Annotated in this window: 24 protein-coding genes; 15 read left to right on the top strand and 9 right to left on the bottom strand. The window is 32.2% G+C overall.

All coding sequences use genetic code 11. From position 1 onward, the window contains the following. Positions 1-7: 7 nt before the first annotated feature. From CBE70_RS12700 to CBE70_RS12665, 8 genes are all read left to right on the top strand, one after another. Complete coding sequence (locus tag CBE70_RS12700) at positions 8-1,972, top strand: hypothetical protein (RefSeq protein WP_100159631.1); 1,965 nt, start codon at positions 8-10, stop codon at positions 1,970-1,972. Continuing rightward, complete coding sequence (locus tag CBE70_RS12695) at positions 1,972-2,472, top strand: siphovirus Gp157 family protein (protein ID WP_100159630.1); 501 nt, start codon at positions 1,972-1,974, stop codon at positions 2,470-2,472. Before CBE70_RS12700 ends, CBE70_RS12695 begins: the two co-directional genes overlap by 1 nt. Before the next feature lie 47 nt (positions 2,473-2,519). Continuing rightward, positions 2,520-2,699, top strand: coding sequence for a hypothetical protein (locus CBE70_RS12690; RefSeq protein WP_049199463.1), 180 nt, complete (start codon positions 2,520-2,522; stop codon positions 2,697-2,699). A gap of 28 nt (positions 2,700-2,727) precedes the next feature. Beyond that, the gene (locus CBE70_RS18385) at positions 2,728-2,898 is read left to right on the top strand and encodes a hypothetical protein (protein ID WP_004250514.1); all 171 of its coding nucleotides are present in this window, start codon (positions 2,728-2,730) and stop codon (positions 2,896-2,898) included. A gap of 414 nt (positions 2,899-3,312) precedes the next feature. Beyond that, positions 3,313-3,525 (top strand): hypothetical protein, encoded by a 213-nt coding sequence (locus CBE70_RS12680; RefSeq protein ID WP_060555085.1) that lies wholly within the window; start codon positions 3,313-3,315, stop codon positions 3,523-3,525. 1 nt (position 3,526) lies between these two features. Beyond that, positions 3,527-4,702 carry a tyrosine-type recombinase/integrase gene (locus CBE70_RS12675; protein WP_100159628.1) on the top strand — a complete coding sequence of 392 codons (1,176 nt, stop codon included), beginning with the start codon at positions 3,527-3,529 and terminating at the stop codon, positions 4,700-4,702. 4 nt (positions 4,703-4,706) lie between these two features. Beyond that, entirely contained in the window at positions 4,707-6,110 is a 1,404-nt protein-coding gene (locus tag CBE70_RS12670; RefSeq protein ID WP_100159627.1) for an MBL fold metallo-hydrolase, read from the top strand. 978 nt (positions 6,111-7,088) lie between these two features. Further along, a complete protein-coding gene (locus CBE70_RS12665; RefSeq protein WP_100159626.1) occupies positions 7,089-7,520 on the top strand; it encodes a hypothetical protein in 432 nt (143 codons plus the stop codon). A 299-nt stretch (positions 7,521-7,819) separates the two neighbouring features. Here the strand turns inward: CBE70_RS12665 and CBE70_RS12660 are convergent, their stop codons facing one another. After that, on the bottom strand, positions 7,820-8,755 hold the full coding sequence (locus tag CBE70_RS12660) for a 5'-nucleotidase (RefSeq protein ID WP_100159625.1): 936 nt from the start codon (positions 8,753-8,755) through the stop codon (positions 7,820-7,822). Between the two features lie 222 nt (positions 8,756-8,977). Between CBE70_RS12660 and CBE70_RS18380 the strand changes: the two genes are divergently transcribed. The 6 genes from CBE70_RS18380 (at position 8,978) to CBE70_RS12640 (ending at position 13,594) form a co-directional block, all read left to right on the top strand. Beyond that, positions 8,978-9,139: a hypothetical protein gene (locus CBE70_RS18380; protein ID WP_198585719.1), complete on the top strand. Its 162-nt coding sequence runs from the start codon at positions 8,978-8,980 to the stop codon at positions 9,137-9,139. 388 nt (positions 9,140-9,527) lie between these two features. Next, on the top strand, positions 9,528-10,949 hold the full coding sequence (locus tag CBE70_RS12655) for an SMI1/KNR4 family protein (protein WP_100159624.1): 1,422 nt from the start codon (positions 9,528-9,530) through the stop codon (positions 10,947-10,949). A 560-nt stretch (positions 10,950-11,509) separates the two neighbouring features. Beyond that, positions 11,510-11,674: a hypothetical protein gene (locus tag CBE70_RS18290; protein ID WP_157926009.1), complete on the top strand. Its 165-nt coding sequence runs from the start codon at positions 11,510-11,512 to the stop codon at positions 11,672-11,674. Positions 11,675-11,786: 112 nt separating this feature from the next. After that, positions 11,787-12,122, top strand: a complete 336-nt coding sequence (locus CBE70_RS12650; RefSeq protein WP_100159623.1) for an NAD(P)H-binding protein — start codon at positions 11,787-11,789, stop codon at positions 12,120-12,122. A 6-nt stretch (positions 12,123-12,128) separates the two neighbouring features. Continuing rightward, the gene (locus tag CBE70_RS12645; RefSeq protein ID WP_456300075.1) at positions 12,129-12,614 is read left to right on the top strand and encodes an NmrA family NAD(P)-binding protein; all 486 of its coding nucleotides are present in this window, start codon (positions 12,129-12,131) and stop codon (positions 12,612-12,614) included. A 668-nt stretch (positions 12,615-13,282) separates the two neighbouring features. After that, positions 13,283-13,594: a hypothetical protein gene (locus CBE70_RS12640; RefSeq protein WP_100159621.1), complete on the top strand. Its 312-nt coding sequence runs from the start codon at positions 13,283-13,285 to the stop codon at positions 13,592-13,594. A 464-nt stretch (positions 13,595-14,058) separates the two neighbouring features. Here CBE70_RS12640 and lpxL read toward each other — a convergent pair whose 3' ends face one another. From lpxL to CBE70_RS12615, 5 genes are all read right to left on the bottom strand, one after another. Further along, complete coding sequence (gene lpxL / locus CBE70_RS12635; protein ID WP_100159620.1) at positions 14,059-14,988, bottom strand: LpxL/LpxP family Kdo(2)-lipid IV(A) lauroyl/palmitoleoyl acyltransferase; 930 nt, start codon at positions 14,986-14,988, stop codon at positions 14,059-14,061. A gap of 465 nt (positions 14,989-15,453) precedes the next feature. Further along, entirely contained in the window at positions 15,454-15,666 is a 213-nt protein-coding gene (cspE, locus tag CBE70_RS12630) for a transcription antiterminator/RNA stability regulator CspE (protein ID WP_006537332.1), read from the bottom strand. 395 nt (positions 15,667-16,061) lie between these two features. Then, the gene (locus CBE70_RS12625) at positions 16,062-16,919 is read right to left on the bottom strand and encodes an alpha/beta fold hydrolase (RefSeq protein ID WP_100159651.1); all 858 of its coding nucleotides are present in this window, start codon (positions 16,917-16,919) and stop codon (positions 16,062-16,064) included. A 261-nt stretch (positions 16,920-17,180) separates the two neighbouring features. Further along, the gene (locus CBE70_RS12620) at positions 17,181-17,717 is read right to left on the bottom strand and encodes a GNAT family N-acetyltransferase (protein WP_100159619.1); all 537 of its coding nucleotides are present in this window, start codon (positions 17,715-17,717) and stop codon (positions 17,181-17,183) included. Positions 17,718-17,926: 209 nt separating this feature from the next. After that, on the bottom strand, positions 17,927-18,259 hold the full coding sequence (locus tag CBE70_RS12615; RefSeq protein WP_100159618.1) for an MliC family protein: 333 nt from the start codon (positions 18,257-18,259) through the stop codon (positions 17,927-17,929). A gap of 372 nt (positions 18,260-18,631) precedes the next feature. On the opposite strand from CBE70_RS12615, the gene CBE70_RS12610 reads away from it, so the two are divergent. Beyond that, positions 18,632-19,528 carry an AraC family transcriptional regulator gene (locus tag CBE70_RS12610; RefSeq protein WP_100159617.1) on the top strand — a complete coding sequence of 299 codons (897 nt, stop codon included), beginning with the start codon at positions 18,632-18,634 and terminating at the stop codon, positions 19,526-19,528. Positions 19,529-19,607: 79 nt separating this feature from the next. On the opposite strand, the gene CBE70_RS12605 is transcribed toward CBE70_RS12610, so the two are convergent. The 3 genes from CBE70_RS12605 to cbpA form a co-directional block, all read right to left on the bottom strand. After that, the gene (locus tag CBE70_RS12605) at positions 19,608-21,104 is read right to left on the bottom strand and encodes a C69 family dipeptidase (protein ID WP_100159616.1); all 1,497 of its coding nucleotides are present in this window, start codon (positions 21,102-21,104) and stop codon (positions 19,608-19,610) included. A gap of 495 nt (positions 21,105-21,599) precedes the next feature. Continuing rightward, on the bottom strand, positions 21,600-21,905 hold the full coding sequence (gene cbpM, locus CBE70_RS12600; RefSeq protein WP_100159615.1) for a chaperone modulator CbpM: 306 nt from the start codon (positions 21,903-21,905) through the stop codon (positions 21,600-21,602). Further along, entirely contained in the window at positions 21,905-22,846 is a 942-nt protein-coding gene (gene cbpA / locus CBE70_RS12595; RefSeq protein WP_100159614.1) for a curved DNA-binding protein, read from the bottom strand. The genes cbpM and cbpA overlap by 1 nt, the downstream gene beginning before the upstream one ends.

Below are 22,846 nucleotides of genomic sequence, written 5' to 3'. Positions count from 1 at the left end.
AAGACCAATGAAAACTTTTATCTGTGTATTTGAGCCTACGACCGAGGCTCGTACCAACGGTGCTGTACCTTTAGCCATAGCGTTAAGCACTGCTAATGCAAAGCTGGCAACAGCAACTGCAGTAGTGAAATTGTCTGAAGCATATCCAGAAGCTATGGATAACTTTAATACTGATGAGCCGTTAATTAGCGAACATATTGACGGTTCTGCATGCCCTACTTTAGATGCTTTCGATGAAAAATTTGCTGTTGAAAATGAGTATGACGGTACTCAATGGAAACCTATTGAATATAAAAATTTCAAAAAATTAGGAACAAAACCTCGTATTGCGTGTTTACTTTTATTTGGAAAAACTCAAATAACGAACAATGAATTTTCAACTGCTCTGGAATATTTGGCAGACCAAGAAAATCCTAAAATTCGTAATATCGCCACAGGCCTTGCTGAAATAACAAAGTTATCTTTGATGGATGCTGAGCAAACGATGGAAATAGCACAGGCTATCTATGAGTTTGCTAATGAAGATGTCACCGTTGAAGAAGCTAAATCGCTAGGTGAAAGCTGGCTAACAGAAGAACCAGAGCAACGACAAGAAGAGATATCTTCTATCAAGCGTAACTATTCAACCATAGATACTGAAATCGCCTTAGCACTGTTAGATGATTTTGATCCTAATAATGTTCTTCCCTCTCAAGTAAAGAAAGCCAAAGAGCTGATAGATGATGACGACAAAGCATGGAAACGCTGGTCAATGGATTTACGCACAACAGCTGGCATCTTGGATATACCTCGTGAAAAGATTTTCTCGTTAATAGCTGAAAGTAAAAAACAGCCTGAGCTATTAGATAATCCCAACGCGCGAAAAGAACTTATTGATCTACATTTGGGTATTAGCAAATCTAACAACACTAAAAAAGAAGAAATTACTACTAAGTTAACTCAAACAGATAATGCCTCTTTAGTATCCAAAGAAAATACAGTTGAGAAAGAAACTAAGCCTAAACGTTCGCGTAAAAAGCAAGAAGTAGCGCCTAAGGCAGAAACAGCTCAAGTGATTGAGCAAACTGAAAAACCTAAAGAACCAGAAACACCATCAGTACAACACGATAATTTTGAGCAACGCGCGAGTGTGCTTGAGGAAGTTCTTAACTTAGGTGATGCAAATAATCTTAATATTTGGAAAAGAGTACAACGTACAGACCCTCGCTTTACTAAACCATTAGAAGGTATGGGATTTGTAGGAACTAGCATAAACAGTACCTACATGTTTATGCGCGCTACTGAAATATTCGGCCCTATTGGTGAAGGTTGGGGTTATGAAGTCCTTGAAGAAAAATTTATTGATGGAAAGCCTCTTGTAGAACCTGTTCTCGATGAACGTAATAAACAAGTTGCAACCCGTTTTTTACGTGATGGTGATGGAGCGTTATTCTGCGAACAAAACCACTCAATTAAGATCCGTTTTTGGTACATCATCGAATGTGAAACCCGCGGTGAGTTTGAAAGTTATGGTGCAACACCATACCGCTATCAAACTAACTATGGCATTAAGGTTGACGGTGAAGCTATTAAAAAATCACTAACTGATGCAATCAAAAAAGCCCTGTCAATGCTTGGCTTTAGCTCTGATGTCTTTATGGGTATGCATGATAACCCTGAATACTTAGCGAGTAATAAGCTTGAGTTTGAAATTAAAAATGCGAGCGAGAAAGCTGAAGATATTACTCGCATTCGTAAAGAGTTAGACGAGAAATTTACTAAACATACGGAAGTTATGCGTAGTGCTGTTACTGAGAATGAATTGCGAGGCATTGCATCCACATTAACGCGAGAAATTTCTGCACATATCAAATCAGCTCAAGAACGTCGTGACAACGATTACGAGAAATATTTGTCCGGCCGTTTACGTCGATTAAACCAAATCGAAAAAGAGTGTTTAGACCAACTGAAACAGAAAGAAGAGGCAATCTAATGACCAATACTACTGCTATCGCACTGGCGACCAATTACGAAAAATTACAACAACTCGTTGAAACAGGAGAATTTTCTCCTGAAGATATCGCAGATACTTTAGAAGGTATCGAGGGCGAGTTAGGTGATAAATTGGATGCAATTATGCACCACGTTCGCAATATCGAAGGTCAAGCTAAAACACTGGATGAAGAATCTAAACGTTTATCTGATCGTAAGAAATCATTCGAAAACCAAGCTAAAAACCTAAAGAAATATGCTCTTAACTGCTTATTAGCTTCAGGATTAGATAAATTAAAAACAACAAAAAACACATTCACAGCTAGAGCTGGTGTTGTTCGAGTCATTATCGACAATGAAGCTTTGTTGCCAGATGAGTTGGTTGATGTTCAAACCATCACCGCGCCAGATAAAAAAGGCATTAAAGAAGCGATTGAAAATGGCCTTGAAATTCCCGGAGCACATCTTGAAGTTGGTGAACGTTCATTAATGGTTCGTTAATTCATAATAGCGCCCTTTATCGGGCGCATTATCAGGAGATAAACGTTATGGCCATGAAGTTAGAAGTTGTCATCACTCATGATGAAACAACAAATAAATGCAGTATCGAATGGTCTACGGCATCAACAAAAAATGTCACAGAGCAAGAACAGCAAGCCCTTTCATCGATGCAAAAAGCGTTATTGCTACAACTGGGGCATCCCATTAATACAGCTATCATTCATTAGCGTGACATGTCACAAAGAGGCAAGACCAATGCTTAGACACTCTCAACAGAAAGACCAAGCCGTAAAGATCACATTACCTGATGGTACACATGGCTTTGTTTCAACAGATAGACGTTGCCATGTTTCATACGACTTTCCAGCACACGTCAAAATTGAACTTCAACCCTCTCCCGCTGAGCAACAAAGGAGTGAACAATAATGTTTGGTTTATTCCTTTTGATATGTAGTTCGGTAAATTGTCAGTTTGAACCCTACGGTTATATTTATCCCAATGAACAAAATTGTTTAATTGATAAGGAATTACTCGCGATCAAAGGGAAAATTGCAGAGTGCTATCCAGTGGAGGGAATTATTCGGGTAAAAAGTTGATTAAGCATAATCAGTTTTTACTTTTCGTTGTTATTAGCATGGTGGTTTATTCAAGACCAATGGGTAACCATCATGAAATTATTAACACCTTGGAAACCAGGGAACCAATTATTAACAAATTTTGATATTAAATTAGGTCGGTTAGCGTTCAGTGTAAGAAATAGACCATGCACTGATGCTGAAATCAAACACTCCTGTGATACAGCAGACCGGCTTATTTTATTAATGATGAGGCAAGACCAAAATGAGCGGAAAACTGATGAAAGCTAGTGCGTGGGCTAAACGAGAATTTGAAATAGGTTCTATTCCAGATAATAGAACCATAAAAAAATGGGTAGAAGCTGGCTTATTAAAAGGCAAAATCGTTGATTGTTCTGTTTGGATATATTCATCCGAACGTTGGGGTATCGAGTCCGTTATTTCTTCATGTGTCGATGAGTTAATAAGGGCTTCGTGATATGGCCAGTAGACCGAGAAGAAAGGAATTTAGGCATCTACCTGACTTTCTTTATTTTGATAAATCAGTCAAACAATATCGCCTTACATTAACTAATGGTTTAAGAAAATGCATTGGTGCTGATAAAGCAAAAGCTATCGCAATAGCCAGAGAATACAACCATATTATGCGACCAGAAAAATGCGTTTCTGTTAACTCATTAATTATTGACTCGGGAGGGCAATATGGAGAGGCCCTCCCTCTCTCAGAACATTTAGATAAGTTATTTTTGCGGATCACTAATGATGAGAAACCATCAGACAGTACACTTAGTAACTGGGTTAATGACTTAGAAAGAATTAAGATCTTTTTTAAAGATATCCCCGCGAATGAAATCTCACTAGAACATGTAAATGGCTATATTAATGAATATCATGCCGATGCTTCCGCTAATGTACAAAATCGCAAGGTCAGTTTTCTAAAGAAAATTTTTAGTTACGCAATGGATGAATCTCTTATGTTTGATAATCCCGCTGAACGTAAGAAAATGAAAAGAGTCGATGGGAAAAAACGTAGAAGATTATCTTATGATGATTTTCTTAAAATTCGAGCATCTGCAGAACCTTGGTTAAGAACAGCAATGGATCTGGCGTTACAAACAACACAAGCAAGGCTTGAAGTATCACGCATAAAATACAATATCAAAGCCCCAAAAGAAGGCATCTGTGGATGTTTATGGTATGAGGAACCCTTAAATGGAATATACGGGATGATTTATATTCACAGACAAAAAGTGCAACATAAAGAGGCATCTCATATTGCGATCCCCATAGGCAAAGCACTTAAGGAAATCATCGATAATAGCCGTGACAATGTGGCAAGCCCTTATATTGTGCATAGACTACCTACTCGTATTCCAAATAAGGTGAGTAAAGAAGTTAATCATCCAACACAAGTTGCACCTGATTACCTTAGCCGTGCATTTTCCACGTTACGTGATCGGGTTGGCGTTGCTAGTCATTTGCCTTTAGATGAAAGACCAACCTTTCATGAAATAAGAGCATTGGCGGCCTTTATGTTTAAACAGCGTGGTTTTGATCCACAAGCTCGAATGGCTCACAGTGATGCAGAGTCAACCAAGATTTATACAGAAAACCATGTACAATGGGTTGAAGTGCCTCATTGTGAGATTGGTTGATAATATGAATGATAAATCAAAAGAAATTACTTTATATGCTTATGTTGATGAACTTTTAGAAATCGGTTACCAAGATTATTTCCCCCATGAAAAAAGCCTTAAACTTACAACAATTATAAAAGATAATTATTTAAATAATAGTTTTAATAAAGTAGATGGCTGTAATACTCAAAATATAGATATAAACATCAGTGATAAAAATAAAGATATAATGTATAGATCCATTATTTTTAGTTATGACAAAATTAATTTAAATCTTATTAAAAAATTAATTTCAATATTTGAAAAAAATGAACCTAAAGATAAGATTGATATAAGTAAATTAGAAGCCATCACCCCATCCATTAGAAGTCTTAATGCAATTATTTTAATAAATTATATTATCATGAAAAAAAGAATGGTTTTTTTAAAATCAGACTTAATATTAGTAGAAGAACAAAAAAAACATATTTGGATGAAAATAAAAGCTAATTTAGATAATAATGGAGATTCATACTTCTATGAAACATTTAATTCTGATGAAAAAGAAATAAAATATATAGCAATAACAAGTATAGAGTTTATCCTTGGAGAAGAACTAAATAGAAGTGAAAGTATTTCTATACAAGAGGAAAATAAGTTAAAAGTTTTCATGGAAAATATAGATATAAAATTTTATTCATTCCATGTAGGACAAGGGATGTGTTCACTCCTAACTAGTGGTGATAAAGGAATACTTTTTGATATGGGTGCAGGTAAACCCATACTTAGAAAGAACTACACTACATTAATTACGAATGAGCTTGCCAATGTATTATTGAGTAAATTAAATGCTGTATATGTTTTTTTATCACATTTAGATTCTGATCATTCGAGGTTAATGGAGTGGGAAATATCTTTAGGTAAAGATAAAGATTTTCAAGAAAAAATAATAAATATATTCATACCTCACATGCAAAAAAGTTTATCTTTTAAAAATAAAGAAATAATAAAAAAAGTCATAGAAATAGATAAGGATATTTTCATAAAAAACAATTTAATTGAAATGAACATATATAGAAGCAATCCAAATGAAGTTAAAAAAAATAATGATTGCATTATTATTAAAATTAATTTCAATAATAATACGATTTTAATTCCTGGTGATTATGTCTATAAAGAAATGAATAAAGATAATAACGATAATATAAAATCGATCCCTACTGAAAAATTTAATATCATCATTGTTCCTCATCATGGAGATGAAGCTAGCTCAGAAAAAATACCAACTCCTTTAGATGATAATTCACAAGCATATTTTTCTGCTGGAACTCATTTAGGATATAATCATCCGAGAAAAGAATCTATACAAGGTCACGAGGAAAAAGGATTTAAAGTAATACATGATAAGCAATGTTCAGTTATTAAAATAGCAATAAGCACTAAATGATATGGTAAAACTCCCCTTAACTCATTGATTCTTATAATGCATATTTTGTATATCTAGCACTGTATGCAATTACATGTAAATGTATTATTTGTATTTATAATCAAAGTGTTAGTAAAATTAAAATCGGTTTCATGGGGTGTCAGGGGTCGTAGGTTCAAATCCTATCATGCCGACCAAAATTCCTTAGAAAAACCAACCGCTTATGGTTGGTTTTTTTATATCTGAAATTTGCTACTGGTAAAACTGTGGTAAAACTGTGGTAAAACGACGACAAATCATCTCTCAAAATCAAATGCCTCTTCTAAATCTATTGACGTTTTGAGCTCGGTGAGCGTGGCGAAACCGGCTGAGATGATGACGGCAAAGAAGCTCTCATTTTAAGCATCGCCTCTTTGCTAACTTCATAGTCACCAATTTTAGGCGTATTCGATAAAGGGTACTTGGCTAAAATAACCCAATTCTCGCCCTATTCCTATGCGATAATCTCGCTTAAATTCATTGATTAGGCTTGTAAAATTAAGATCCTAACTATTGTATTAATGATATGCTAAGCCTTTAAAAGAATATGATAGTTACCGTTAAACGAATAATTATGTCTCATATAATTTTATTATTTATGGATAATGACAACTTGGCATTTTACTTATTTATTATTCTTTATTGAATTTTCTAGTGGAACATTCATTATTATTAGCAGGAAAATTTTTACTTAGTTAATAGAAGATAAAAAATAGTATATTCTGGAAGAAATTCACTTTTATGTTCATTCTTATAAATAAAAACTCACACATTCTAAATAAGATTTTCTAATTTAAACTCTCATTAAATAATTGTCTTATTAAGAGCATCAGATTCAGTTAATTATCATTACACAAGCATTTATTTAATATAAACAAACTTATTAAATGTTTTATTATAAAAATTAATATATGATTATTAAATATATCACACAAATTCCTAATACAATAAAGGACTATTATGATTAATAAATTAAGTTTCGCAATTTTTTTCTCCTCATTAATCATGCTAAGCGGTTGTACCCAAAAAGATCGTGATGCTATCTCAGACTTAACTTATGCTCTTACTGGAGTACCAGGGGCAAAACATAAACAAGCTTTACAAAACCAAGAGTCAGCGCCAAGTAAAGAAAGACTAGAGAGATTAAAACAGATAGAAGAGTTCAAAGCACGTAGGTCGTATTGGGTTGGCAAGTCAGTGGATGACCTCGTTATGTCTTGGGGTAGCCCTAGTAACACACATAAAAGAACAGATGGTGGCACACAATACACATGGCAATGGACACAAAATAATGGATGGGGGCAATCAACGATTTGCACAAATAATTTTGTTGCTAATAAAAAAGGAACCATTACAGATTGGAATTATTCAGGATGCTGGGAGCACCGATAATAAATCACATCAAAATAATATGATAAAACTAACAAGGTAGCTTCATATTATATAAATTTTCATATTGAGTAGGTGAGTTTTCTATATAAATAACTCACCTTTTACGATAACAATATCACCTTCATCTTATTTATTTTTATTCCGCACACGATAAATTTTTAAAATTTCGCCATACAATCGGCAAATACCCCGCCAAAAGAGTCATCAATAATAAATAAAAATATATTAAATAAAGACCATATTAGACAAAATAAAAAAGGTGTATGATATAAATATCAGGCACCGCAATTAACAATATTTTATTTATTCTCTATGTTTCTATTCGCTATTCCAAAAGGAATATGTACAGAAGGTAATTCAGATGATGATTTTAAATGCAGTTTTTGATCATCAAAGAATATATGAGGTCTTAGAATTCTCAGAACATTGGCTTTCTCTACTCCCCCCATAAAAAAGGCTTCATTAATAGAAATTCCCCATGCTCTCATCGTGTTAATAACACGTTTATGAGATGGTGCGTTGCGCGCAGTCACAATAGAGATCTTAAGTAATGGAATATATGCAGGATCCTGTTTTACTTTTTCTAATTCTAATTTTTGAATATCAGAAATACGCAGTAAGAATTTTTTTAATGGCCCTGGATTATGAGGTACATCAACCATTTTAGCTTCATGATTATGAAATTGAGACAACTCACCTGAAGTTTTATAAATAGCTTCAGCTTCATCATCAGCGATCACACCGTCAAAGTCGAACGCAATTCTTAATTCATCAGCATCATCATCATTAACATGGCCTGCTAATATCTGCCCTGCTGGATAATTTGCATTAATTGCTTGTAAAACATCGTTATGATCAGCAGACAAAAATAACTCAATATCAAATGCTGGTATATAAATATGAGGCGATTTTCCTTGAAGAAATACAGCTCGGGTGATCCCTAGTTTATAATGTTCAATAGAATTCATTACTCTTAATCCAGTATCGGGATCATTTCTAGATAACAAAATAACTTCAACTAATGGATCGTCAGGTCTAATATTATTTAGTTTCAAAAGCCGGCTAATAAAAGGAAATGCAACACCTTTATTCAAAGATACATCCTGCATTTTATGTTGATATTTTCGATAAGCTTCCTCTCCTTGTGTACGAAAAATATTATCTGACTCTTCTAAATCAAATAATGCACTAGAGGAAAGCCCTATGACTAATCTCTTCGTTAAATCATATGCCATCGCAAAAATTTCCTATTAGTTCCTTTTATTATTCATAATATCACTCTTTTAAGAGAGTGAAGATAAGAAAAATTATACAAAAAAGCAGGTAAAATCGTAGTATTTACCTAAGCATAAGCACTTTATCATCAAATCACACGCCAATAAACGATATTGATTATCATTTGCATTTAAATGATATCCTTACTATTGTTATGACTACAATTCATAAGGAGAAAACTCATGGTTAAAAAAACGATACATTTACGCTCCCAGCACTTTAAAGATTTAGTCAATAAAATGAAAAAAATGAATGCAGTTAAAAATACAATAAACACTAAATCAGAAAATAGTGATCTTGTTGTTATTAATAATAAAATTTCAACTTTAGTTTCTATAAAGTAAGATAATTTATTGGCTTTTAGTGTGAATAAATAATAACCGCAGTCTTCATAGGGTTGACAAGGTAAATGATAATGATTATCTTTTAACTCGTGAATAGTTGAGTATTTTACTTGGTTTTTTCACAACGACATTGCTCACATTGCTTCTAGTATTTATTGACCAACTCTCCTAGCGTTGGTCTTTTTTTATCTGTATTACGCCATATTCTACTTAACCCTAAATGAAGGAGATGCTTTCCTTCAAAATACTATTATCTTGTTAAAGTCAAAATAGTTTATAGTGAATTTAACGCAAGATAATAATATTGTATTTAGTTATCGCTATCTAAAAAGAATCATGAAATAACCACGTTATAACTAAACCATATCATCAATAGGGATTTTAAATTATGGATTTTATTTCCACCATCATTGGAAAAGATAAAAAGCGAACACCCGAGCAACAATGGAAACAACTTAATAAAAAATATGCAGATAATCCTATCAAGCGTATCCGTGAGAAATTAGCACTAGTTGCTAGTATTGATCATGAATATAAAGAATTTGGTGCAGATAATCATAAATATCAACTAAATTCTCCACTCTCAATAGAGAAAGTTAATCAACTACAAGCAAAGACAGGATGTGAATTTCCCGAAGATTATATCGCCTTTGTAACTCAAATTGGCAACGGTGGTACAGGCTCTTATGGTGGTGCGGGACCTTACTATGGTCTATATGCTTTTGATGACGCAATAGATAGAAATGGCGTACAAAATTGTGCATTACCCTGCTTACTTAGTCCTCAAATGGATATCGATGAGTGGAAAGCACTTTGTCATGTACCCGAAGACTGTAGTGATAAAGACTTTGATATTATTTGTGATAGAGTTCATCAAGGTACAATTTATTTAGGTACTTGTGGATGTGAGTACGATCTTTTATTAGTGGTCAATGGTAAATATAAGGGTCATATTTTATATACATCTGATTGGGTTAATTCAGATACTCCTTACACATTTTCCTATGAAACTTCATTTACACAATGGTACGAACGTTGGTTAGATGAAGTAATTTTAGGTTATGACACAAGCTGGTTTGGTCATCGAATGGGAGGTAATGAAGAAACGTTACTTCATTTTGCCAAAAATAATGAAGATATTTCGAAAAAAATTAGTGCTATCAACTCATTAACTAAGTTACCTGAATTATCCAACAGCAGTTTATATTTTTTAGAGCAACAACTACAAACTGAAGATATTGAATTATATAAAGTTTCATTAAATGTTTTAGCCACTTATTTTAAAGAACAAGCCTTATCTTATATTCAGCAAGCTTTAGCAGCTCCATTTGATGAAAAAACAGATATTGTTATTCCTATTATTTACTTTAAATATAGAGATCAATGTTCTCTTTTCAAAGATAACCTTTTCCCAATTCTTAAAGTAACGAATAACGAAGATACATTGCGTTTTATCGGTTATTCTTTAGCCGAATTAAAAGCCATTTTAGTTGAAGATTTTCAACCATTCTTTACTCACCCAAACGTAGAAATAATAAGAAGTGCAATTTATGCAGCTTCTCATGACATTAATTTAAAAGATAAAACATCAGCGTTTTATGAGCTCGCAATCTCTGAAAATGAAGAGATCAGCTTAGGTGCAATTCAGGCATTATCGAGATCAAATTACATAGATAGTGAGTTGTTGCCTTATTTACAACAATCTTGGAAAATGTATCCCAAAGAAAAAAATCCTTATATACGCAACAATATCTCTTCTTACATTGCGAAGGTATATCAGAACAATGAAATTGATGTAACAAAATGGTAACTAACAGATAAATAGATATTTTTCTTTTATTTATTTTAAATAGACAATAATTAGATCTTATTATTGTCTATTTTTAACTCCAATATCATTATAAATAAACACATTGTTATTCCAATCCACGAAATAAATTATCAAGACTTTCAACTAAATGTATGCAAACTTTATAGTTAAACCAAGATGATTTTTAGTTTATATCATTTAGCCCCACTATTAAGTGAAATTAAAGTTAAATAAAATCAAATAGTTAAAATGAAAATCTTAAAAAATAATTTATTTCTTTAGAAAATCACTCTAATTTTGCACTTATTCTTATTATTTCTTTTTAAAGTTTGTTACAGATTGATATCTTTTTTTCCCTTACTATTGGTTTCAGTATTTCATCACTGATAGATATTTAATTTCCCCCCGCCTCATGCGGGGATTTTTTTATCTAAATTATCCTCTTAAGATGCTCAATCGCTAAACTCTCACTATTTTCAAACTAAACGTGCTTTCCTGTTTTTTCCCATAGCGCAAACATATTATGCCTGTTATATCTTTTGTAATCGACGGGAGGGTATATGGCAATAACACTAAGATTAGTGACAGAGCAAGATGTACAATGCCTTCATAAAATGGGGAATGAAAGTTATCGCTATCATTTTGCTAATCTTTGGCATCAAGATAAAGAATTAGAAGAATATTTAAACAATGAGTATGGAAATCATAAAAGAATTTACTTTTAAAAGTACTACATAACAAAGCACAGAATCTATTATGACTAAATTGGTTTAGTTGACTTACCATAGGTAATTTATTGTGGAAAATAAAATTTTAATTACAGGTGCAACGGGGTAAGTGGGTGGATTACTTGTAAAGTCATTACAAGAGAAAGGATATAATAATGTGGTATTGGCTGTTAGAAAACCTGCGGAGAATACTCATCTCCCCTATCCCACTGTATTAATGGACTATGATAAACCGGAAACAATAAAGCAGGCCTTAACTGGTATTAACTCTGTCTTTATGATGACGGGTTATACAATTAATATGCTACAACAAAGCAAAGTTTTTGTTGATATTGCCAAACAGCATTGTGTGGATTATATCGTTCATTTAGGTGCTTGTGGCGATGATAATGCTCAAGTTTCACATTGGGCGTGGCATCAGCTTATTGAAAGATATATTGAGTGATCTGGCATTAGGTTCACTCATCTTCGCCCCGAGTCATATATGCAAAATATATTAGGTTATCAAGGAGATAATAATTTAAATAAAAATATACTTCGCTCTTATTTTGGTGATGCTATTTTGAGTTGGGTTGACTGTACAGACGTTGCTGAAATAGCGGTTCATTGTTTGTTATCACCAAATAAACATACTGGTAATACCTACCGCTTAGGATACGAGAACAAAAGTTATCAACAAATCGCTCAATTAATTACAGAAATATTAGGAGTTCATTTTCAATATCAAGCAGATCCTCCTGATGAATTTTGGAAATATGCACAAGAAAGTAAGCTTGAGCTTGCTTATATGAAGAGCATTTACGATCACTATATTGATTTTACCTCTGGAAAATTATCTAGAAATGGTGAAATATTTGATAACTTTGAAAAGATAACAGGAAAACCTGCGACGACACTGAAACAATTTATTCTCAATAACAAAAAACACTTCAATTAGTCATGTAAAATGTATTATTAAATTTGCCATTCCATATTATGGCCTTTTTATTATTCCACTCGCTCATTACTCTATATCCAATGCTTGTAAATTATTTTAGTGTTCTTATTTTGCAGGCATTCATAACTTTTCAGATTTCATGTATAGATATAAAGTACCTTGTCTGTAATTTGGTTTTCTTCAATGTCAGTCTCTATCTTATCAATCTAAAAATCATCAAATAAAGATGAATTTTTATTCTTAATAATTATTTATTTGTAATACTTTGACAAATTTTTTTGAACTCTGAAATTACTCATTTTATAAGTTTTCAATTTTAACGACAAAATGTATCACTAAAAAACTAAGCAATTTAACTAATAATAAAAAAAGTTAACTTATTAACAAAAATAATCAAAAATAATCAAAAATAAATTTAATTGTTTAATTTCAAGCAATTAAACAAAAAATAGTCCATTTAAATTAATAATTCAGTACTAAAGAAGTCATAAATTCATTCACAAATCTTTATCTACCTGTCATTAACCATCAAGATTTTTTACAGATTGATATATTTTTTTCCTCTAATATTCCTTCCATCAACTCGGTACGAAAAAATATTTATTCATCGTACACAGAAAAATAAATCAAAAAAATTAACCAAAGAAAGAATATTTGAGGAATATAAAATGAAAAAGAATTTTATTATCGGAACTTGTTTAGCACTTTTATTATCATCTCCAACTATGGCAAATAATAATAAAGTAATCGGTTCAGGAACAATTACGTTCACAGGTTCAATTGTAGAAGGAAATTGTATGACCGATTCAGTAGGAAATACTTTTAAAGCAAATTGTTGGAATGGAACTGAAATGGAAGAAACTTTACATAAAATCGAACCAAATAAAATGTTTAATGCTCAATTAGGTGAAAATAAAGGTTCAATGAGCATAAATTGGATAAAAGAAAATGTAGGAATAATGGATATCGTATACAATTAATATAGCAAATTAAAAACCCTATATTTTTAATAAACATTAATCTCTATCAAATAGAAGTAATATTTATTATTAAATAACGAGTATATATTTTCCAAGAATTAGAATTTATTACTATATAAATGGTATTTTCTATTATGGTTATAATATATTAGGCAGATATAGCTTATTTCTATATCTGCTTACTCTATTTTAACTTATTTATAAAATTTCTTATCTTCTTATCTTCTTATCTTCTTATCTTCTTATCTTCTTATCTTCTTATCTTTATTTTGTACTCTATCTTTATCTTCTAAATCCATACAAATCTTAGGGTTGACTACACAAGTGATAATGATTATCTTTTACATTGTGAATAGTTGAGTATTTTACTTGGTTTTTCACAACGACATTGCTCACATTGCTTCCAGTATTTACTGTAACCAACACATAATGTGTTGGTCTTTTTTTATATAATATATTAATAATCAATTATAAAAACTGGCTTCACCTGCTGGTCGAGTTTTAAAACGACGGTGAGCCCATAAATATTGATCTGGTGCTCGCATAATTTCTGTTTCAATCAACTTATTCATTCTATCTGTGTCATTTTGAATATCTTCAGAAGGATAATTAATCAGTTCTTTACCAATGATTAAGCTGTATTTTTTGCCTTTTTGATTTTCATTTCTGACCAAAGTAACAGTTAAAGAAGGTGCCCCTGATAATTTTGCTAATATAGCAACTCCTTTTGAGGTTGATGTTTTTTCAACAGAAAAGAATGGAGAAAATGTTGTACCTTTTAAACCAAAATCTTGGTCAGGAGCAAACCAAATTGCTTTCCCTTTTTTTAACTCCATAACCATAAACTTTAAGTTACGTCTATCTATCATGCCCTTATCTGAACGGCATCTTGCTTTAGTTTGGATAAATTCCATCGCTTTATTATTATGTGGTCTATACATTGCATTCACAGGAAAACAAAGCCCCATAATGCGCCCTCCCAGCTCTAGTGACATAGAATGTATACCAATTAATAGAATTCCAGCTTTTTTATCATTTGCATCAGTAAAATTAGAGATCCCTTGTACTTCAAAGAGATTTTTTAATCGGCGATCACTCCAAAACCACGCCATGCCCGTTTCAAATAATGCGACACCTAGTGACGATAAATTATCCATAACAAGCTTGTTAATTTCATTTTTATCTTTATTAGGGAAACATAATTCTAAATTTTTCTTTATGATAGAGACTCTTCTTTTCACAAAGAAACGAGATAACAACCCAAGATGTTTACCTAAAAAAAGTAACCAAGAATAAGGAAGTTGTACTAATAAAAAAAGAATAAAGACACCAAACCAAGTTAAGAAATATTTTGGATGTAATAGATGTAATGAAAAAACATTTTTAGCGTACACAAGTTTGTCCTTTAGGAACTAAAAAGCATTTAAGCCACATTGAATTAGACAGCAATTTTTTAAGATAAGTCATTAAATATTAATTTAAATTTTATCTTAAATTATTTTTTATGATTTATCTGATATATTTTTATTTTAATAAAATTTTTTTCTTTCTTTTGATTGAGAAGACAATATCTTAATGCCTTTACTTTGCCATTATAAGAATTTATTTATCTACTAGTTTATTTCTTTGTAAAAATCATTAGGTATTAAAGTAAATAACTTTCTAAAAATTCAAATAATTTACATTAAACACTTACATAACTTTAATAATGCTATTTTTTATACGCTTTATTAAATACACATCAAATTTAAATAATACTAGAAATTGATATAAAAAAACCCCACCGAAGTGAGGTTTTTAGATCTTACTTGTATCAATATTGCATTAGGCAATATATACAGTAATAACGGCTCAATAGATTACAGAGCGATTACGTTCGCTGCTGCTGGACCTTTAGCGCCATTTTCGATAGAAAATGAAACTTCTTGGCCTTCTTTCAGAGATTTGAAGCTATCGCTTTGGATCGCTGAAAAGTGTACGAATACGTCTTTGCTACCGTCTTTAGGAGTGATAAAGCCAAAACCTTTATCATCGTTAAACCATTTTACTGTACCAGTCATTGTATTAGACATAAGATTTCCTTTAATTAATTATTTTGCCATAAGGCATTGTTTGCGGTTTGATTTCGGATTTTTACTTATGGTCACTATTTGAAGGAATTCGCAACGAAGAGGTATCAGGGATAACGCTAAACGGTGAACTACTTAAAACTGCACTAACATAAATAGGTCTGTACTTCCAAACCAGTGGCGCTATTAAGTCATATAATTCGGTTTATAGCAAATTATTTTCATCTTTATTTTAAAAAAACTTTTCTCACGCAAAATTAGAAAATAATTATAAGATAAAAATAATTATCTATTTTACCTATCTCATTATTTTAATTTAAGAACATGAATAAAAAAGTAGATACTGTTATTTTTTAAGATAACCAGTATCTACTCTATCATTAATGTACTACATCATTTTAATCAGCGAATTCTAATAAAATTTCTTCTGTTTTTGTCCATAGAAGTGAACCACCTTCTTCTGGCCATAAATGCCGCTCAGTATTAGGAAAACGTTGAAATAATAAATCTCCAAAGTCTGGAGAATGAACTGTACTGGTATCTTTCATTCCATACCATAAGGTGGTTGGCGTCTTTATTTCTTCAGGTGAAAATCCCCAAGGTTGCATAGCAATCAGCAAATCTTGCGTATATCCGTCATTGCCTTGTTTAAAGGCTTCTGTCATACATTCTTGATAAACTGGGAGAAAATCATTTGATTTATAAACAGCCAAATCAACATCGGCACTATTATTTAGAATAAAATCCATTAACCACTTGGCTGTAATATTTTGCTTAACCCAGCTGGTTAACGAATTGGGTGATCCAACAGCTTGACACTGCATATTAACAACATCATCTGTTAGCTTATTTTGTGTATCAGGATAATCAAATTGATCTTGTCCTGCGACAATAAGTAGTTTATCAACATGACAATAAACACAAAGAGCCATAGCAAAAACAGCACCTTGTGAAAATCCCATTACATTAATACTTTTAATACGAAGATGGTCTAATAAAAATGAAATATCTTTAGAAAAAGATTTTAACGACTTTTGAGGATCAAAAGTGGAATCGCCTAATCCTGGCCGAGTGGGTGTGATCAATCGAATATTAAGCTTATTTAAAATGTTAACGTCTACTCCTAATAAACCACTCATACCTGCACCAGTACAAAATAACACTGGCTTACCTTGTACTGAGCCTGATTCATACCACGTTAAAATCCTATTATCTGGTAATGATACATTATATTTTCTTGAGTTTTTAATTTTCATTAGATTTTGTCTTTTATTAATTTTTGATAACACATTACCTGCCAATTTAGATAGCAATGTATTTTTTTAAGTTTGGCTTTTAAAAATTAATGTTGAGACTAGCTAAGGGTAAGACTTCATATAAACTCGCAATAAATTTTGTTTTGTTGCAGATAAATGGATAAACCGAGATTTATTTTTCGTTTTTTTAAAAATAAAAATAAGTAAATTTAATACTACGCTCTATTAGTATAACCGAATAAGCCGTAATAGGTAAGAGAGCTACCATTGATCTCCATTGCGAAAATCACAATATAACGACGAAGTTAAATCTATTTCATTTATGATGCTCAATGCCATAATTCCTTCATCATCTCCCTCTGTTTGTTTGTAAACACCTTGGTTTAATTCAAAGAGTTTACCTTCCCATTTACGCCAACCTAACAGAGAATAGAGTGGCACGCCCTTTTCTGAAGCAGAGAGTAGGCCAAGTTGATAACAAGACTTAATAATACCATTTGCTTGAATCAATAATTCTTTCCCCACGCCTTGTCGACGATAATCCTTTAAAACAGCCATTGCCTCAACATATCCCACCGAAATAGGATTATTATTAATCGCCATATTTCTTTGGACTACAGCAACATGCCCTACCATCTTGTCTTGATAGTAAGCCAAAATATGCATGCCACCTAATGCATGTTGAAAATCGTCTAATGAAAAATCATCACCAAAGCTTTCGGTTAACAAGGAATACAGTATCTCTTTTTCTATTTTAGATAAGTGAAAAGTATGTTTAGATGTGTATTCAATAATCATAAAAAAACCATTTATAAATCACAATAAGACTATCTTTATAACTGATTTATTTTTTATGACCAACTTATTTGTGTGATAAAAAATGCGTTATTACTTTGTCGATCCTAATCGTTTTTATTTTCAAATTTTATTATATTTGCTTAATCTTTTTCTTATAAAAAAGAAGACAATAAAATTGTCCTCTTTTTTATTTATGACTGATGTCTACGTTATTTTACTAATTTACAAGTACGTCCTTTATCTTCAGCAACACGTCCATTAACTGCATCATCTTCTGAAATCGTTGCTAAATTAAATTCACCTTTGCCTTTACCCCAAATTTGGAAATTCTCACCAACATAACGAGCACCACTAGCCGCAATAGCTTCTTTTAAAACAATAATTTCATCGCTGTAGTACATAACAGCTAGCTGTTCAGTAGGGAAAGAAACTCTAATTTTTTGACCTTCACAGTTATAAGTATCCGTTTTAGCTGCAAAAGCAGGAGCTGTTATTAATGAAGAAACTAAAGCAATAGCAGAAATAGAAAGCAACTTGTTCATTTACATCTCCTAAAATAACCAAGTAAGGTTTTACTAATAAAATTAGATTAGGCATTATCTTTTAAAGATGAAATAAGATATCTCCGCATTTTATTAAAATATATATTAATATTTTAATTTAAGATTAATTTTAATAAAAAATCATCAATCATTGATGAGTTAGTTAAAATACAATTTTTTAATTAAAGTCAATTTTAATTCAAATAAATTGCAATACATAACTTTACATTATTGCCCGCCTATTTTACTTTATTCAATGTAACTATCATTATACGATATGCTATTATCCTAACACCTATAAATTTATTGTAGTTCAATAAATTAAGTCGATCCTGTTGAAATATATCGATAGAGAAAATAATAGGAATATTCATGCTACAAGAGAATGTTGTTAAAGATATCATCGTTTGGATTGAGCAAAACCTCGATTCACGTTTATCGTTAGATATTGTTGCTGAAAAATCAGGCTATACAAAATGGCATTTTCAGCGCTTATTTAAAGCGTATACAGGAATATCTTTAGGAAAATACATACTCGCTCGCCGTTTATCTTGTGGCGCCTACGCGTTAAGAGTAACACGTTGTAGCCTGTTAGATATTTCATTAAAGTATCGCTTTGATTCCCAACAAACTTTTTGCCGAGCCTTTAAAAAACAATTTAATATTACGCCTTCGGAATATAGAAAAAAACCAGGGTGGGATATTAGTGAACTGATATTCCCTGCATTAGAAACCGTTGAACTGAGCGCTAAATATGAGGTAGTTACATTCCCATCTCAAAAATTAGTTGGTATGTCGCATCATTATAATAAGCCTATTTCAACATGGGATTCAGACAAGAAAAAATTCAGAAAAGAATTTTGGCGTAAATTTTTAAAAGATGTACATACAATACCCACAGAGCTATATGCAATGCATCGAGCATCTGCAAGTACATTAGAAGATACTATGTATATCTATAGCACTGCCGTTGATAAAGAAAATTTAGCAAAAACATCAAATGTTTCTGCCATGTCACAACTAGAATTGCCGAGTGGCAACTATCTGGCCATTACATTTCATATGAATGAAATCTTAGATTCATTAACTGGCTATGATGACATTATTTATACCGTCTATACCAAAGTACTTCCTAAAATGAATTTATTACGTAGACCCGGCCCAGACATTGAACGATATACATTAAAAGAGTCAGTAGGTTACGATAAATTACTTAGTCAAAGTGATCATTACGTACAAAAGATTAGCTACTATATTCCTGTTCTTTAATGAGCTTCATCTACAAAAAAGATCCCAATTTAACTGGGATCTTTCTATTAAAATAGATACCTAAAATACTTGTCTTCTATCAATCTTTCTTAGACTTATTAGCAAAGAAAATATCGTCCTGAATATCTTTTGTTCTTACTGTAAACAATTCGTTCATTAAGTTTTCAGTTAATTTTTCAGCATCTGCCATAACTCGTAGATTAAATTCATTAAGCATTTTATCTGCACCGGCTTTATCTGTTTTCACCATAGTGAGATATTTAGCTTCCATTTCTTTTTGCTCTAATGCAGTTTTTGCTTCCCACTCTTGATAAGCTTTTTTCACTATTGGTGCGAGTTTTGGATAGTCTGTCATTACTAATGTTTGTAACTTACGATATTTCCAGTAAATAGAATTACTGTCTGCTTGATTGCTTCCTATTCCATAATGTTGCGGATAAGCTTTTAATCCACTGTAATACGGAACAAATGCAGTTAAATCCGCCATGCCTAAACCAACATAGGTCACTTCACCTATTTCTTGAGGAAGTTCTGGACGGACTTGCATAACATGCGCTTCATAAGTTCTAAATACACTAATTGGGCGCCATGGTTCTTTACCATTTAATCCATTAGTATATGGGTCGTGCTCTGTTCCTTCAAAGTGATTACGTAACATCGCTTTAGCCTCTTCAACAGATACTTTTTTCTCTGGCGTTAATAAAGGCGCGAAATTACGACCATCGTCCACAGCTTGTTTTAATGATGGATTAAATTGTTGCTGAATAACCCATACTCGCGGATCGTTATAAGTACGATCTCGCTCGTCATCTCGAGTATAAGCTTTTGAAAAATTAAACGCCCCTTCTTTTTCTGGATTATAAAGCCCTTTCTCAACAGCAAATTCCACTAGATTTTTAGAGCCTAAAACATCATCACTGTTAATATCATAATGTTGTAATCGCCCTTGGTTTCCTGTCGCAAAGTATTTATCTTTAGGTAATTTTTGTGCGATCCAATGATGTCCTGTTCCAGTTTCTAAATACCAAAGCTCATTTTTATCAACAACAGCAACACCAAATCCTTCACCAGCGCCTTGTTTTTCAATAATACTCCCTAATAATTCCACTGCTTCACGAGCTGTTTTAGCTCTAGAAAGTAGGACGTCTGGAATATCATCTTCAGTTATCCCTGTCTCTTCAACATAGGGATCAAAAGAGAGTGCTTTAGGTGAAGCAAAAATAGATTCAGTACCACTGACTCCCACACCCAGTTCATTAAATCCTGTTGCACCATGGAGTTGCGTTTTCCAATTCGGTACAGTGGTATAGCGTAATGAATTTTTAGGTAATGGATACGTAAAATTATTAGCACCATTATGTTCTTTGGTACTGTAAATACCCGTTTGATTCGTTTTAGCAGGATGAATAACAAAATGTTGTGCTTTTAATGCATCGCTATCTGCGCTGCGAGCAATAATCAACGAACCATCATTTGTTGCTTCACTTCCCGCTAACAGTGTTGTACAGGCTAAAGCTGAAGAAACTAATGCAATATTAACGGATAAGGCAATAATACCCTTTTTGAATAAAGACATAAAACTCCCCATTTGCTTGTTATTTATAATTTGTAGTTCAATTAAGTATCTTTTTAGAATCAAAATAAAAAACCAGATAGATAATTTGATGCGAAATATTAACAATGAAAAAGTATGGGTTTCCGTGATTTATATCTCAATGATCATTATATTTCGAAATAAAAACATTAATTACACGCATCATATTAATATTAGTTAGATTTATAGAAAAACATATTTCAAATACAAATAAATCCAGATGTAATTTGTTATTAATATTACGATCATGTAATTAATAACGATGTTATTTATATAAATAACAATTGATATTAAAGATAATAACAATACATTAAATCTGATAATATTTTATGTTAATTTTGTTATGGCGGCCTAAAAAAGAGCTAACACCTTATTTGCTGTAACTCTTTTATTAGAAATTATTAGTTGATTTTTTCTTTTATAAATTCAAATAGCCACTAAAGTTGTTTACTGTTTTAGTGGCTATTTTATTAATCTTTATTCATTTATAAAACGCATTAACTGCTGACGTAATTGCTTATTTTCTTGTCTTAACTGTTCATTTTCATCTAATAAAGTCAGTGCTATGGCAATACCATGCCAATCTAGTGCAAGTTCTTTATGAAGTTTTAATGCACGATGTGTCACCACAATAGCGTTATCATCAAAAAACCACTCCTGAGTTTCAATTTCTAGCGGTTCGATTACACCAAGAGCTACAAACTCTTTAAGCTCATCATTTGATATTCCCGTGTGATGACAAAACTCAGTAACAGTGAAAACTGTTGTTGTTAATTGACCCATTATTTATTCTCCCAGTCTTTACGTGGATTATAATCGGTCTGGCTATCTGCAATTTGTTGCCATAATTCGCGTATCTTTTCATCAGGTTTAGGCGGCATCACAATTTTTAAAATTACATATAAATCACCGCTGACATTTTTGCTAATTAACCCTTTTCCTTTAATACGTAGCTTTTGTCCTGCCTGACTTCCCGCTGGAATAGTTAACAATATTTTTTCTTTTATTGTAGGTATAGGAATTTTTGCACCTAATGCAGCTTCCCAAGGAGCTACTGGGACAACTATTTCTAAATCATGGCCTTTAATATCAAATAGAGGATGAGGTGCAATACGAATTGTTAGCCATAAATCACCATTCTCTCCTCCATTTTCACCTATTGTTCCCTGACCTTTTAAACGAATACGTTGCCCATCAATCACACCAGCTGGAATTTTAACATTCAAAGTTTTAGGGATTTCTTTTTCCAAAATGCCGAAAACATTATAAACAGGTAAGTGATAACTAATCGTACGCTTATGCTCTTCCTGTGATTCTTCCAGAAAAACAGCTAATTCTATTTCTAAATCATGTCCACGCTGTTTAGTCGCCTGTTGAGCTCGATGCCCTTCAAATGGGGAGTGTTGACCGAAAAATGAAGAGTAAAAATCATCAAAATCTTCTTGGCTAAAGTTTTCTTGATCTTTATTTGAATGTTGTTGTGTAAATTGCCTAAATTTAGGATCGTTGCGATGGGCCCAAAGTTCATCATATTCGGCTCTACGTTGTTCATCGCCTAATATTTCCCATGCTTGAGCAATTTCTTTAAAACGCTCTTCTGCATTTGGCTCTTTACTTACATCTGGATGATATTTTTTTGCTAAACGACGATAAGCTGTTTTAATCGTTTTAGTATCATCAGTGGGTGTGACACCCATTATGGCGTAGTAATCCTTTAATTCCAT

Source organism: Proteus columbae (assembly GCF_002777965.1).
GTDB classification, from domain to species: Bacteria; Pseudomonadota; Gammaproteobacteria; order Enterobacterales; family Enterobacteriaceae; genus Proteus; species Proteus columbae.
This window is presented reverse-complemented; position numbering and strand designations above follow the sequence as displayed.

Excerpts from the sequence above, each read along its gene's own strand:
- CBE70_RS12700 (WP_100159631.1), top strand. The coding sequence starts at position 8 with ATGAAAACTTTTATCTGTGTATTTGAGCCTACGACCGAGGCTCGTACC.
- CBE70_RS12695 (WP_100159630.1), top strand. The coding sequence starts at position 1,972 with ATGACCAATACTACTGCTATCGCACTGGCGACCAATTACGAAAAATTA.
- CBE70_RS12690 (WP_049199463.1), top strand. The coding sequence starts at position 2,520 with ATGGCCATGAAGTTAGAAGTTGTCATCACTCATGATGAAACAACAAAT.
- CBE70_RS18385 (WP_004250514.1), top strand. The coding sequence starts at position 2,728 with ATGCTTAGACACTCTCAACAGAAAGACCAAGCCGTAAAGATCACATTA.
- CBE70_RS12680 (WP_060555085.1), top strand. The coding sequence starts at position 3,313 with ATGAGCGGAAAACTGATGAAAGCTAGTGCGTGGGCTAAACGAGAATTT.
- CBE70_RS12675 (WP_100159628.1), top strand. The coding sequence starts at position 3,527 with ATGGCCAGTAGACCGAGAAGAAAGGAATTTAGGCATCTACCTGACTTT.
- CBE70_RS12670 (WP_100159627.1), top strand. The coding sequence starts at position 4,707 with ATGAATGATAAATCAAAAGAAATTACTTTATATGCTTATGTTGATGAA.
- CBE70_RS12665 (WP_100159626.1), top strand. The coding sequence starts at position 7,089 with ATGATTAATAAATTAAGTTTCGCAATTTTTTTCTCCTCATTAATCATG.
- CBE70_RS12660 (WP_100159625.1), bottom strand. The coding sequence starts at position 8,755 with ATGGCATATGATTTAACGAAGAGATTAGTCATAGGGCTTTCCTCTAGT.
- CBE70_RS18380 (WP_198585719.1), top strand. The coding sequence starts at position 8,978 with ATGGTTAAAAAAACGATACATTTACGCTCCCAGCACTTTAAAGATTTA.
- CBE70_RS12655 (WP_100159624.1), top strand. The coding sequence starts at position 9,528 with ATGGATTTTATTTCCACCATCATTGGAAAAGATAAAAAGCGAACACCC.
- CBE70_RS18290 (WP_157926009.1), top strand. The coding sequence starts at position 11,510 with ATGGCAATAACACTAAGATTAGTGACAGAGCAAGATGTACAATGCCTT.
- CBE70_RS12640 (WP_100159621.1), top strand. The coding sequence starts at position 13,283 with ATGAAAAAGAATTTTATTATCGGAACTTGTTTAGCACTTTTATTATCA.
- cspE (WP_006537332.1), bottom strand. The coding sequence starts at position 15,666 with ATGTCTAATACAATGACTGGTACAGTAAAATGGTTTAACGATGATAAA.
- CBE70_RS12625 (WP_100159651.1), bottom strand. The coding sequence starts at position 16,919 with ATGAAAATTAAAAACTCAAGAAAATATAATGTATCATTACCAGATAAT.
- CBE70_RS12620 (WP_100159619.1), bottom strand. The coding sequence starts at position 17,717 with ATGATTATTGAATACACATCTAAACATACTTTTCACTTATCTAAAATA.
- CBE70_RS12615 (WP_100159618.1), bottom strand. The coding sequence starts at position 18,259 with ATGAACAAGTTGCTTTCTATTTCTGCTATTGCTTTAGTTTCTTCATTA.
- CBE70_RS12610 (WP_100159617.1), top strand. The coding sequence starts at position 18,632 with ATGCTACAAGAGAATGTTGTTAAAGATATCATCGTTTGGATTGAGCAA.
- CBE70_RS12605 (WP_100159616.1), bottom strand. The coding sequence starts at position 21,104 with ATGTCTTTATTCAAAAAGGGTATTATTGCCTTATCCGTTAATATTGCA.
- cbpM (WP_100159615.1), bottom strand. The coding sequence starts at position 21,905 with ATGGGTCAATTAACAACAACAGTTTTCACTGTTACTGAGTTTTGTCAT.
- cbpA (WP_100159614.1), bottom strand. The coding sequence starts at position 22,846 with ATGGAATTAAAGGATTACTACGCCATAATGGGTGTCACACCCACTGAT.